Consider the following 13,167-nt stretch of genomic DNA (forward strand, 5'->3'; position numbering starts at 1 on the left):
AAGTGAATGCTCAGTCGACTTAAGTCTAATGAAGAATAATTCATCAAAATGTTTGAAAAATAGACAAAAAAATTAGCAAAATATTTTAATAAAAGTATTTAAATACAAATACTTATAAATGTTGGTTAATTATTATAATACGACTTTAATCTACATATTTTTTAAATAAATACTGAAAATTAATGCAGAATATTGGATTAATTTTTTTAGTCAATCTACTCTGTGTCTATCGCAACGAAGTGTTCTAAATCTGAACAATCATTCGAGGGTATGATTTTAGCCTTACGTTGCAGAAAAATCCTAATATTATTACAGGAACATATCATGTCTACATACTTAACAGCGATTGATGCAATCCGTGAATTAAAAGCAAAATTCGGAAGCACTTGGCGCGATATTAGCCCAGAAGATGCTGCACGTATGCAAATGCAAAACCGTTTCAAAACTGGTTTAGACATTGCGAAATATACAGCTGCTATTATGCGTCGTGATATGGCTGCTTATGATGCTGATTCTAGCAAATACACTCAATCATTAGGTTGCTGGCACGGTTTCATCGCACAACAAAAAATGATTGCGAACAAAAAATACTTCGGTACAACTGAACGTCGCTATATCTACCTTTCAGGTTGGATGGTTGCAGCTCTTCGTTCAGAATTCGGTCCACTTCCTGACCAATCTATGCACGAAAAAACTTCAGTACCTGCATTGATCGAAGAAATCTACACTTTCCTACGTCAAGCTGACGCGAAAGAATTAAACGACTTGTTCCGTGCGCTTAAAAAAGCAAACGAAGCTGGTGATACTGCTAAAGCTGCTGAAATCACTGCTCAAATCGACGGTTTCCAAACTCACGTTGTGCCAATTATTGCTGACATCGACGCTGGTTTCGGTAACGAAGAAGCGACTTACTTACTAGCTAAGAAAATGATCGAAGCGGGTGCTTGTGCACTTCAAATCGAAAACCAAGTATCTGACGCTAAACAATGTGGTCACCAAGCTGGTAAAGTTACAGTTCCACACGAAGACTTCATCGCGAAAATCCACGCTCTTCGCTATGCATTCTTAGAAATGGGTCTTGATGACGGTATCATCGTTGCTCGTACTGACTCTGAAGGCGCTGACTTGACTCAAAAAATCCCAGTGGTTAAAGAGCCAGGCGACATCGCTTCTCAATACATCAGCTACTTAGACACAACTGAAATTGACATTTCAGAAGCTCAAGAAGACGAAATCCTAATCAAGCGTAACGGTAAACTTCACCGTCCAAAACGTCTTGCTTCTGGCTTGTACCAGTTCCGTCCAGACACGCAAATTGACCGCGTTGTACTTGACTGTGTATCTAGCCTTCAAAATGGTGCTGACCTTCTTTGGATCGAAACTGCGACTCCAAACGTTGAAGAAATCGCTCACATGGTTAACCGTGTTAAAGAAACAGTTCCAAATGCGAAACTTGTTTATAACAACTCGCCTTCATTCAACTGGACTTTAAACTTCCGTCAACAAGCTTACGACCGTTGGGTTGCTGAAGGTAAAGACGTTTCTGCTTACGACCGTGCTAAACTAATGAGCGCTGAATACGATAACTCTGAATTAGCTGCTGAAGCTGACGAAAAAGTTCGTACGTTCCAAGCTGATGCTTCTCGTGAAGCGGGCGTGTTCCATCACTTGATCACACTTCCGACTTACCATACAGCTGCTCTTTCTACTCACGAGCTTGCTCAAGGTTACTTCGGCGACCAAGGTATGCTTGCTTATGTAGCTGGCGTTCAACGTAAAGAAATCCGCGGTACGATTTCTTGTGTTAAACACCAAGCAATGGCTGGTTCTGACATCGGTGACGACCACAAAGAAATCTTCGCTGGTGACAACGCGCTTAAAGCGGGTGACGATGCGAAAAACACAATGAACCAATTCGCTGCTCACTAAGCATTGAACTGATTCGAAAAAAAGCCCAGCGAAAGCTGGGTTTTTTTATGGCCTTAAAATCGTGTTGAATTTAGGTTCTGTTGATATTTCATAATGACAGCCAAATAAATATGTAAGCTAAGGCAACTGATTTTTCATAGTTCTGCTTGAGTCTTGCAAATGTATTCTGGATTGTTTTTTTGGATAGATAGCAAGCCAAACTGGGACAACTCTTAAATAAGCTTTTGAAATTGAAAAGATTTGAATGAAATATTTGAAGCAAAGAAAAGTGGTGGAATGGAGCAGAGATAGAATATTACATTATTGAAGAAGCCTTTAGTGGCAGGTTTGTGCGCCTTTAATCAACAACTCATCGGAATTAAAACAAATACGCTATATCTACACTTGTATATTTAATAAGCTTTCTTTGCGCTAAAAAAGCGACACTTATCTTATGGCTTTGGTCAAAAGGTATGCATAAAAACAAATGAATGGACAATAAAAATGGAAAAAAATCTCTGGATCAGGACACTTCTTTGTATGACAGTTACGGTGTCGCCACTTATTTTCGCAGCGACAACCACTGCACCCGTTCCACCCAATAGCCAGCAAGTCTTTTTTGTCGGCAATAATTGGGATGGTACGGTTACAGTGATCAATCCTGCAAAAAACTATCAGAAAGTTGGTGTCATCAATATGGTGCCCGACAAAAAACAACGCCTCACTGAAATTTACCTCAACCCAGTAAAATTAATCGCTTATAGCTATATTCGTAATACGGCAGGAGAGGGAAATGATCAATTGGTCGATGACATGTATTCCACACCAGATGGCAAATCGGTGGTTGCATCACGCCCAAGTTATGCAGATGTAGTCTCGATTAACATTGCAACGGGGAAAATCAATTGGCGCACACCCGTTGAAGGATTTCGAGCAGACCATATGGCGGTTTCACCCGATGGGCAACAAGTTGCTGTTTCAGCATCTTCAGGGAATGTTGTACATGTACTCGATATCAACACGGGCAAGGAATTAGGACGTTTTGCGACGGGCGATAAACCACATGAAAATATCTATTTTGCCAACGGTACTAAAATTCTAAATTCAGCCATTGGAAATGTCGAAACAGCCATGGATGCATCTTGGCAAGATTTTACTAAAGGCAAACGCTATATCACGATCGCAGATGCTCAAAATTATAAAGTCCTTAAAAAAATCGATTTTAGACCTGCTTTAGATGCCGTGGGACGAAAAGATCTGTCTAACTCAGTTCGACCGATTGTATTTAGTAAAGATGAATCCAAAATCTATGCTCAGGTCTCATTTTTTAATGGTCTGGTCGAATATGATCTCAATCAAGACAAAGTCACGCGCATTGCACAGCTTCCGGGAAGTACAACGATTCCCTCAGATCGCACCAAATGGGTGAATGACTCACGCCATCATGGGCTTTCAATCAGTGGTGATGGTGAAAAACTGTGTGTCGCAGGAACCATGGATGATTATGCCACTATAGTAGATCGTAAAACTTTGACCGCGGCGAAATTGATTGCTGCAGGTAAACCGTATTGGGCAACGCAAAGCCCAGATGGAAAACGCTGTGTAATTTCTGAAAGTGCGACAGATGCAGTAACAGTGATTGATTTCGCGACAGGTGAAAAAGTCATCACAGTTCCAGTTGGCAATCACCCACAGCGTGTTCGTTTGGGTTATGCGCCAGCAGGATGGGGCAACTAATAATTTAGATAAAATTAAATAAAAAGGTAAATTCAGAGTCAAATCGGCTCTGAATTTTTTAAATATCAGAAGGTGTCTAGAGACTGCATCATGAATAAAAAATGGATTGTTTTAGGTTTGACGTTTAGTTTAATTTTATGGTTGATGATTCAGTTTTTAAAACCACGGCAGCAGGAGGTTCATGAACAGCTACCTTTAGATCAACAAAAAGTGTCCGAAACACATTCAGATCAAACCACGGAAAATGTTTTACAGCATTCAAGTTCCAAACCCAAACAAGAAAGACAAGATAATGAAACGCACACCCAGTTATTACAGCAACGTGAACAGGTATTTCAACAATTTCAGCAAATAAACACACAGATGAGTCAGGGGCAGCAGCCGAATCAAAATCAAGTACTCGCTTTACTCGAGCAGCAATACAGATTGGTTGAAAAAGGCGTCGTGAACGTGGATGAAGCTATTTCATCTATTCAATATTTACGCCAAATACTTCCCGAAATGGATCGATTTTTAGATGGGCAGCAAGCTAAATTGGAACAACTCAAAAATTGAATAAGGCGGATTAAATCAGCTTTTGAAGGTGAACAAACTTGAATAAAAATTTTTAACTGATGTTACGCAGTAACATCAAAGCGCAATTTGCTTCAAATAAAACAACGATACGCGGTAACGTCATCCGCAAGTGTTTAAGACAGGACTACTTCTAATCAAAAATGTTTTTGTGATGCTTTGAATAATTTGACGGTAGTGAACGAGTTTTGCGGATGACAATGGTTTTGGGTACTTTTGCCGAAACAAAAGTATCTCCAGCCGAAGGCTAATCTCTTTATTTAATCCTTAGATGTAAGACTCCGTCGAATAGGCTTAAAATTATTTTAAAAATGCGAAATTACTTTTATGTGCGTAACATCAGTTTTTAAGAAAAGAACAGGAGTCGAATAGCGCAGAAATAGAATAGTGAATTTTTTAGAATATTTTTGAATTGAGTTGAATGCTGAAAATTCATTTAATGACTTGGAAGATAAACACTCCGAAGATGCCGCTGCAAATGTCGTGACCCTGAACCCGATGAGTTCAAGGTGGACGCGACGTACACTCGCTGGGTTTCCCACACGAGGAGGGCATACGCTCAGAATATACAGAACACATCCATAAGTTTAAGTATCGGCAGGGGATTAGACCTAGCTGGCGAACACCTCAGAGATGTACTCAGTATAACGAATTCAGCGTTATTGGCAAATCACCAAACGCTGACAAAGTGTTTAAAATGAAGCAATCGGGCAAAGTATAATCACTAAACCACCGATTAATCAGTCAATTCTTCCACTTGTTCCAAAATATTTTGCAACAAAAGTTCGCAGTTTGCATATTCTTGCAAACTCTTATTCATCGACAGGACTTCTTGCATTAACTCAAGTGCGACCATAATGATCAACTTGCTTGGTTCCATACGTGGCGCTTTACGACGAAATTCATCGTATTTGTCATTCAGCAGCTGCGCTGCACGTTCTAAATCTGCTTGTTGGTCAGAAGTCGTTGCTAAACGGAAACTATGACCTAGAACTTTTAAATCAACTGCAATTTGTTCACTCATGATCAAACTTCCTCATTACTTTCAGTCGGATGTGCCAATTGTTGAATTTCTTGTGCATGTTGATCTTGAGCAGTACCTAAAATTGCTAAACGTTGAATAATCGCTTCAACTTTGGCCTTGGCATGTTCATTTTTTTGTAGCAGACGTTCACGTTCTTGCTTTAAACCTTGAATTTCTTGCTGAGCATGACGTTGTTCATTTTGCATTTTTTCTTTGACGATACGTAACTCATTACGCTCTGCCAAAATTTCCTGAAAACGATTTTTTAGATCAGTACAGCTTTTTTCGAGGCGGCTGTATCGGTCAGCCAAAGCAGTTGCATCAGTATTGAGCTGTTGAAGTTGAGCACGTGAATCAGTTAATTGCTCATTCAGTGTTTCAATTTCTTCTTGTTTCGAGGTGATAATGCCGTTCTTATGTACAATTTGAGCATGATGCTGCTCATTTGATGAGTTTTTCTCATCATGTAAGGCACCATTTTCGCTTTCAAATTGCGCCAGTCGCGTTTTTAAAACGCTAATATGCGCTTGGAGACGCTGTAATTCTTCTAACATAACGTAGTCGCACAGTCTTGCAAACAAAGGTAATATATACGAAGTATAGAGATTGGATAAGCGAATGCAAGACGATATTTCAGGTTGGTCAGATTGGTCCCACAATTTTTCTAAAATTGAAGAAATTTCAAGCCCAAGTGAGTTACATGGTTTACTCACTGGTATAGTTTGTGTGTCACAACCACCGAGTCGTGAAGAGTGGCAACAAATTTTAGCAACACTTGATGTAGCTGAATTAGATGAAGATGCATTGGCATTGTTAACTGAAGAAGCAGAAGATGTTGCTCATTCACTTTCAGATGATGAACTCGACTATCTTCCTTTATTACCAGATGATGATCACTTACTGGGTGAGCGTGTACAAGCCTTGGCAGACTGGTGTGCAGGTGTGGTTCTTGGCTTTGGTTTGGCAGCAGGACATCTGCGTACCAATGAACAAGAATTGATTGAGCATTTACAAGATGTCGCTTCAGTTGAGTTTGAAGATTCAGATGATGATGAAGAAGGTGAAGAAAGCTATCAGGAATTATACGAATTTGTTCGTTTAATCCCAGTAAGCCTGTCTATGGGACGTACCAAAGTAGATGTTTCAGAAACACCGTTGCTACAACTGAGTGCTAAAAATTCATCGGCTCAAGCGGGCAATGTGGTTGAAATGTTCACTCCACACCGTCCAAGTTAAGGCATTCTTTTTGCATTAATAATTAATAGATGATGGACTCTATCTAAGGAGTTCATCATCCTATTAAATCAATCATAGTCCAAACGTATAAGAAGCATATCCATGAAGAAATTAACTCAAGCAGATTTTCAGGAACGTCGTGACATCCTTGCAGGTGAAATGGGCTTACGCAGCATCGCAATTATTGCCACGAGCAAAGAAGCCATGCGAAACCGTGATGCCGACTATAAATTCCGTGCTGATAGTAGTTTCTTTTATTTAACAGGTTTTGCTGAACCTGAAGCGGTTGCAGTGATTGAAACCTTTGATAGCGAAGAAGAAGGTTATAGCTATAGTTTGTTCTGCCGTGAACGTGACCGTGAAATGGAAATTTGGAATGGTTACCGTGCGGGTATTGATGGCGCGATTGATGACTATGACGCGGATGAAGCCTTTGCTATCGATTTATTAGACGAAGAAATTTTAGAAAAATTACAAAATAAAGATAAATTATTTTACCGTATCGGGCAGCAAGCAAATTTTGATGCTCGTGTGGCGCAGTGGATTGCAGCTGCAAGCGGTGAATCACGTAAGGGTGCAAGTGCGCCTGCACAAGTCATTCAACTGGACCGCATTATCGATGAAATGCGTTTGCATAAGTCTGATGATGAACTCGAATTGATGCAGATTGCTTCGGATATTTCAGCAGAAGCGCATACCCGCGCCATGCAAACAGTCAAACCGGGCATGATGGAATATGCACTAGAAGCAGAACTGAATTATGTCTTTGGTATAAATGGCTGTGTACCGTCCTATAACAGCATCGTTGGTGGTGGTGAAAATGGCTGTATTTTGCACTATGTGGAAAATGACAAAGAATTGAAAGATGGTGATTTGGTACTGATTGATGCAGCGTGTGAATATCAACTGTATGCCTCAGACATTACCCGTACTTTCCCTGTTAACGGTAAATTCAGCCCTGAACAAAAAGCACTTTATAATGTCGTGCTCGATTCGCAAATTGCGGCGATTGATGCTGTGCGTATCGGCAACTCGTATAAAGAACCGCATAACGTTGCAGTGCGTATTTTAGTTCAAGGTTTGCTTGATTTGGGCATCATGCAGGGAGATATTGACGAAATCATCGCAAAAGAAGGTTATCGTCAGTTCTATATGCATGGCACAGGCCACTGGCTCGGTATGGACGTGCATGACGTTGGTTCATATAAACAAGACGGTGAATGGCGTGCCTATGAAGAAGGTATGGTCGTGACTGTTGAGCCGGGGCTTTATATTGCGCCAGATGATGAAACTGTTGATGAAAAATGGCGTGGTATTGGTATCCGTATTGAAGATGATGTTGTAGCAACTCAAAATGGTCCACGTGTTTTAACCGCTGCAGTGGTGAAATCTGTAGAAGAGATTGAAGCGCTGATGGCGAAAGCGAAAGCCGCTTAAGTTTATACAGTATTTAAAAAAGCCGGTCAGATGATCGGCTTTTTTTTATCTATAAGCAGTCATATAAATACTAATCATACAGACAATGTTAATTAGCAATGTAGTTGATTTTCTGATGTTAAGTTTTTACAAAAATTAGATATAAGTCTTTTAAAATTAATCGTATAAATTTTTTATTTTAATCATAATTATGGGCGTTAGAAAAGCTGGGGTGGTTATTCCCTTTAATGGCAATCAACAGGATATAGAAAGACTGGTAAATGATTGGCTGGTTTATTTTGAAGAAAACTCAAAATCTGCATTAGATATAGAGTGGCTGACGGATCATGTTGTTTGTATCAATAGTGCCGGATTAGCGCATTTTGCTTTTACTGAACCTGAAAAATGGAGCAGCTTGCTGAGCAGTGGGTTACCGATTAAATGGATGATATTCTTTGATTTTGCAGACACAAATTCAAGCTATAGCTATGCGCTTTATAAAGAGGGTGCAGAAATTAGATGTGTCATTCAAGCGGAAGAAGATGAACTTTACATGGATGGGCAAATACAAGATTTTGAAAAAGAATGGTTAAACTTTTCAACAAGATATTTATACGAATATGTTGAAAATGGCAAAATTCAAAAAAAATGGATGACTGATTTAAACAGTTTAAAAGAAGAGATCAATGAAGATTTGGAAAGCTATTATCAATATTATTATTTTAGCGAAAAGGATCATTTAATTTATCATACTCAATTGGTTCGGCTGTTATTGATTGAACTCTTTAAAATCTATGTCGGTTTTGAAATCTTTGATAGTGATTATAATCCAGTAAAGAAAATAAAGTTTAAGTATAACAATCAGCGTACTTATGATGATTATTTAAGTTTAGCATCAAGAGGGGATATTGCAGCCCAAATTAAATTGGGTGAAATGTATGAAATGGGATGCGGCGTCGAAAAAAATGATTTAACAGCACAAGGATGGTATCAAAAAGCGGTTGATCAAGGGGATGATGCGGCGATGCTGAAGTTAGCAGCGCTGTTGTTCAAAAAACCATGTAAAACAGAGGTTCATATTGCTTTAGATCTACTGAATCAGTCAGTGGAAAAGGGAAATATAAACGCAAGAACGGCCCTTGCTGAAATATATGAAAAGGGCGAAATTCTTGATCAAGATTATAATCTAGCTATGAACTTGTACAAGCAATCGGCAAAACAAGGCTGTGCAATTGCCCCCTATAAAATTGGTTTAATGTATGAGCTGGGTAATGGTGTAAATCTAGACTTAAAGATAGCAAAGCGCTGGTATCACCAAGCGGCGAATGCTTTTAATCAAGATGCAGAAATTCGATTACAGAAATTAATCCAGTATTTTAATGCTTAACTTCCTAAGCACCTTATTTAAATTACTGATGTTACTGCGTAACATCAGTTAGGCAGAATAACAAGGCACTTTTTATGAAGGGCGATGTGAATCATTTGAATGAGGAAGCTGATGCTTGAAATTAAAATGATCTGTGGTTGAACCGGAAATTTAATCGGCTCAGTCATTTTTATTGTGATTTTAAGTGATTCGCTATTTTTTGAGATGAATATTTACGGGGAGAGATGATTTATTTTGTATTTATTCAGTGCAAATACCCGCAACAAATTTGTATTTCATTATAAAAAATCATGCCCTTGATGTAAGATAAAATCCATTACAGATTATATGTATTTCGAGTGAATTTCCTAAATTCGAATACTTGATAAAAAAGGAAGTAAGCATGCAGCAAGAAGTCATCATTGTCGGTGGTGGTATGGTCGGTTTAAGTCTGGCACTCATGTTGGCCAAAGCCAAAATTGGCGTAAAACTTTTAGAAGCCATTAAATACCCAAATTATGATGATGCAAACCTTGCGCCTTATCACTCTAGTTTTGATGCGCGAAACAGCGCCTTGTCACGCCGTACGGTGCAGATTTATCAAGAACTTGGTCTGTGGGATGCTTTGCAAGAACATGCCACGCCTATTTTAGAGGTGAATATTACAGAGCAAGGCAGTTTTGGTAAGGCACGACTAAAAGCAGAACAAGAAAAAGTCGAAAGCTTTGGACAAGTCATTGAAAATGCATGGCTCGGTCGTGTGTTGCTCACAGAAGTCAAAAAACAACCATTAATCGAATTAATTGATGGCGTACAAGTGACTTCACTGACGCAAGATGCAGACTTTGCATATATAGAAGCACAGCGTGCTGAAGAACAGCTCAAACTACAATCTAAAATCGTGATTGCCGCAGATGGCCGTGATTCATTCTGCCGCAAAGCCCTAGGCGTTGGCGCATCAGAACATGACTATGACCAAGTGGCGATTGTCACTACGGTGCAAACCTCTAAACCGCATGCTCATGTCGGTTTCGAGCGCTTTAGTCCACTTGGCCCGTTAGCGCTATTGCCACTTCCGGGTGAATACCGCCGCTCAGTGGTTTGGCCTGTTCCTAAAGGAACTGAAGGCGAGTGGATGGGTGATGAAAATGATCAGCACTTCTTAGATGCCTTACAAGAAACCTATGGCGACCGTGCAGGTAAATTCCAAAAAACGGGTAAACGTTTCAGCTTCCCATTATCCCAAGTGCTTGCAGAAAAACAAGCTGTCGGCCGTGTAGTGCTGATGGGCAATGCTGCACATACCATTCATCCAGTGGCGGGTCAGGGTTTTAACTTATGTATGCGTGATGCCTATGTACTGCGCCGTTATTTAACAGAGCAAAGTACCCAAGGTGCAGATTTGGGTGATGCGGCTATGTTGCTGGATTATGAAAAATCGCGCCTGACCGATCAGCAGCGGGTGATTAAATTCTGTGATTCAGTTGTACGTGGTTTTAGCAACCAGAATCCAATTTTAAAACTCATTCGCAATACAGGATTAGTTGCCTTTGACACCATTCCGGGGATCAAGCCTTTGGTCGCGAATTATGCAATGGGGCTAAAAGCATGAGTTTCAATCAAACAGATGTACTGGATGCTGTGATTGTCGGCGGTGGCTTGGTCGGTGGTTTAACGGCATTGTTATTGGCGCAGGGCGGTGTGCAGGCTACGGTATTGGATGCGGCACCTATATTGGATGCAGAAAAAACCAAAAGTATTGCGAATCCTCGAGTTTTGGCGCTCAGTCAAGCCACTATTCATTTACTCAAGACCGTGGGTGTTTGGGAAAAGCTTGCTCGTCAGCAGCCTTATACAGGCATGCAGGTGTGGAATAAAAATGGCTATGGCGAAATCAATTTTGGCCATGCTACAGAGCAAACGCCATCAGTTGAGCAAGCTTTAGGTTCAATGGTCGAACCAAGTGTTTTGAATTTAGCTATTCAAGAAAAAATGCTAGAACAACTCGAAGACTACCGAACCCAAGTCAAGGTAAGTCGAGTTGAGCGTGGCGTTGGTGTATGGATCATTCACCTCGCAGATGGTACCCAGCTCAAAACAAAACTGGTGGTTGGAGCAGATGGTGCAAACTCATTTGTCCGAGAACAAGCTTTCATCGATCTAGATGTCTTGGACTATAAACAGGCGGGTGTGAGCTGTGCAATTAAAACCGCCCAACCGCATCAGCATGTAGCGCGTCAAATTTTCTTAGAAACTGGGCCTTTGGCATTTTTGCCGATGGCGAGTCTGAAAAAAGAAGAAAGCGGTTATTGGCAATCCATTGTGTGGACCTTGCCAGATGATTATGCCGATGAATATGTCGCTTTATCCGATGTGGAATTTACTGCGTTGCTCACTCGAGAAAGCCATCACATGCTCGGCGAGGTCTTAGAAGCAACACCGCGTGCTAAATTTCCATTGAAAGCGCGAGCAGCACAGCAATATGTGCATGATGGTCTGGCGTTGATTGGTGATGCGGCCCATGTGATTCATCCGCTTGCAGGACAAGGCGTGAATATTGGTTGTTTAGATGCAGCAGTGCTTTGCGATGTGCTTTTGACCGATAAAAAACGGGGTGTGTGGGCACATGAACAAAGTTTGAAGCGATATGAACACCGTCGTAAAGGGCAAAACGATGCCATGATGCATAGTATGTCCGCGATTGGTTGGTTAGAAACCACCACTTTTTCACCTGTGGTGTGGGCGCGAAACTTTGGTTTAAAACAAGTGGAAAATCAGACTGTTCTAAAAGATGCGTTTATGGCTCAAGCCAATGGTCTGAGTATTTTAAAAGATACAATCTACGCAGCTTAGGTCAAAGTCTGATATTTTTTAGACAGTCGTATAAACAAGGTTACGATTTTGATTAAAAAAGATACGATTTTTTGATTGTGGGTACTAGTCGAAATGCTCAGAGATTGCTAAATTTCTGTTAATTTAAAACCAGCCATTCGCTGGCAAACAGAAGTCATTCGCGGGGAGAACACAATGACTGATATGAACGATTATGATGATCCAGAAGATTCAGTAGTTGATGAAGATGAAGCACAAGCAGCTGAAAAAGGTGCAGGTGACGCAGCTGATTCTGCCTCTGATGGTGACACCTCTGAAGCTGAAACATTAACAGTGACTGCAAAACTAAAACAACGTCAGGCGCTTGAAGATGAAGTTGCTGCGTTCTTAGCGCGTGGTGGTCGTATTACCGAAGTCCCTCCAGACGAATCGGCAAAAGATTAAAAATGAAAAAACACCACGTCATGTGGTGTTTTTTTTTGCTTCATTCGCTTGTGCGAGGATGCATGTCATTCAGTTCTTAACTCTGTAGCATGTTTGCTCAAGAAGTTAAGTCGTTAATAAGATGTGAAGTCGCTTCAAGCCGTCTTTGGCTTCATATATTTACGACTGATCGCGTAAATAGGATAGAACACAAAATGCAGTAAAAGCAAAAACATACAATTAATAATAAATGCAGCAATATACGGCGGTGCATGCATGGCCGCCACAGCAGCGACAAAAGATTGAAAAAGTAATACCGCACTCAAAACGACATAAGCCCAATAGCGATGCCTATCCCAAAATTGGCTCAGTTTGAGTAAATTACCGACTACAAAATAGAGGGAACAATATCCACAGACCATCGTAATCGCGCTATGATCGGCCGTCATTTGCTCGCCACTAATATAGTGTGGATAGGGTTGAATGCCAGTATAAATAATATGTGCAAGGGCCGTGAGCCAAACCAGATTAAAGAGAATGAACACCAGCGGTTTTTTGACAGACAGATTTATGGACATGTTATAAGCAACTTTTTTCATTCTATTTAAATTATTGTATGGGATAGCTTATGGAACCCGTAGGTCCCATAAGC

General features: G+C 40.4%; 12 protein-coding genes, 1 other RNA gene and 1 pseudogene. 9 read left to right on the plus strand and 5 right to left on the minus strand.

Features of this window, described 5'->3' with window-relative positions; translation table 11 throughout:
- Positions 1 to 324: 324 nt before the first annotated feature.
- Positions 325 to 1,929, plus strand: a complete 1,605-nt coding sequence (locus tag FTU37_RS10630) for an isocitrate lyase (protein ID WP_168378085.1) — start codon at positions 325 to 327, stop codon at positions 1,927 to 1,929.
- Between the two features lie 88 nt (positions 1,930 to 2,017).
- Here FTU37_RS10630 and FTU37_RS16850 read toward each other — a convergent pair.
- Positions 2,018 to 2,119: pseudogene (locus tag FTU37_RS16850) on the minus strand (IS5/IS1182 family transposase); the annotation flags it as partial.
- Positions 2,120 to 2,448: 329 nt separating this feature from the next.
- Between FTU37_RS16850 and FTU37_RS10635 the strand changes: the two are divergent.
- On the plus strand, positions 2,449 to 3,645 hold the full coding sequence (locus FTU37_RS10635; RefSeq protein ID WP_257221007.1) for a YncE family protein: 1,197 nt from the start codon (positions 2,449 to 2,451) through the stop codon (positions 3,643 to 3,645).
- Between the two features lie 90 nt (positions 3,646 to 3,735).
- A complete protein-coding gene (locus FTU37_RS10640) occupies positions 3,736 to 4,200 on the plus strand; it encodes a hypothetical protein (protein WP_168378083.1) in 465 nt (154 codons plus the stop codon).
- 472 nt (positions 4,201 to 4,672) lie between these two features.
- On the opposite strand, the gene ssrS is transcribed toward FTU37_RS10640, so the two are convergent.
- From ssrS to FTU37_RS10655, 3 genes are all read right to left on the minus strand, one after another.
- A non-coding RNA gene (gene ssrS, locus FTU37_RS10645) (6S RNA) lies at positions 4,673 to 4,855 on the minus strand.
- Positions 4,856 to 4,954: 99 nt separating this feature from the next.
- Positions 4,955 to 5,242, minus strand: coding sequence for a cell division protein ZapA (locus tag FTU37_RS10650; protein ID WP_168378082.1), 288 nt, complete (start codon positions 5,240 to 5,242; stop codon positions 4,955 to 4,957).
- 2 nt (positions 5,243 to 5,244) lie between these two features.
- Positions 5,245 to 5,796: a hypothetical protein gene (locus tag FTU37_RS10655; RefSeq protein WP_180008929.1), complete on the minus strand. Its 552-nt coding sequence runs from the start codon at positions 5,794 to 5,796 to the stop codon at positions 5,245 to 5,247.
- Positions 5,797 to 5,860: 64 nt separating this feature from the next.
- On the opposite strand from FTU37_RS10655, the gene FTU37_RS10660 reads away from it, so the two are divergent.
- From FTU37_RS10660 to FTU37_RS10685, 6 genes are all read left to right on the plus strand, one after another.
- Entirely contained in the window at positions 5,861 to 6,478 is a 618-nt protein-coding gene (locus tag FTU37_RS10660) for a UPF0149 family protein (RefSeq protein WP_168378081.1), read from the plus strand.
- Positions 6,479 to 6,580: 102 nt separating this feature from the next.
- On the plus strand, positions 6,581 to 7,915 hold the full coding sequence (pepP, locus tag FTU37_RS10665) for a Xaa-Pro aminopeptidase (RefSeq protein ID WP_168378080.1): 1,335 nt from the start codon (positions 6,581 to 6,583) through the stop codon (positions 7,913 to 7,915).
- Between the two features lie 190 nt (positions 7,916 to 8,105).
- Positions 8,106 to 9,281 (plus strand): tetratricopeptide repeat protein, encoded by a 1,176-nt coding sequence (locus tag FTU37_RS10670; protein ID WP_168378079.1) that lies wholly within the window; start codon positions 8,106 to 8,108, stop codon positions 9,279 to 9,281.
- Positions 9,282 to 9,663: 382 nt separating this feature from the next.
- Complete coding sequence (gene ubiH, locus FTU37_RS10675) at positions 9,664 to 10,872, plus strand: 2-octaprenyl-6-methoxyphenyl hydroxylase (RefSeq protein ID WP_180063193.1); 1,209 nt, start codon at positions 9,664 to 9,666, stop codon at positions 10,870 to 10,872.
- Complete coding sequence (locus tag FTU37_RS10680) at positions 10,869 to 12,113, plus strand: FAD-dependent monooxygenase (protein WP_180008938.1); 1,245 nt, start codon at positions 10,869 to 10,871, stop codon at positions 12,111 to 12,113. Before ubiH ends, FTU37_RS10680 begins: the two co-directional genes overlap by 4 nt.
- Positions 12,114 to 12,287: 174 nt before the next feature.
- Positions 12,288 to 12,536 (plus strand): hypothetical protein, encoded by a 249-nt coding sequence (locus FTU37_RS10685; protein WP_078189169.1) that lies wholly within the window; start codon positions 12,288 to 12,290, stop codon positions 12,534 to 12,536.
- A 134-nt stretch (positions 12,537 to 12,670) separates the two neighbouring features.
- Here FTU37_RS10685 and FTU37_RS10690 read toward each other — a convergent pair whose 3' ends face one another.
- Complete coding sequence (locus FTU37_RS10690) at positions 12,671 to 13,093, minus strand: hypothetical protein (RefSeq protein ID WP_180063191.1); 423 nt, start codon at positions 13,091 to 13,093, stop codon at positions 12,671 to 12,673.
- Positions 13,094 to 13,167: the final 74 nt, after the last annotated feature.

This window comes from Acinetobacter sp. YH12097, assembly GCF_013419225.1.
Taxonomy (GTDB): domain Bacteria; phylum Pseudomonadota; class Gammaproteobacteria; order Pseudomonadales; family Moraxellaceae; genus Acinetobacter; species Acinetobacter amyesii.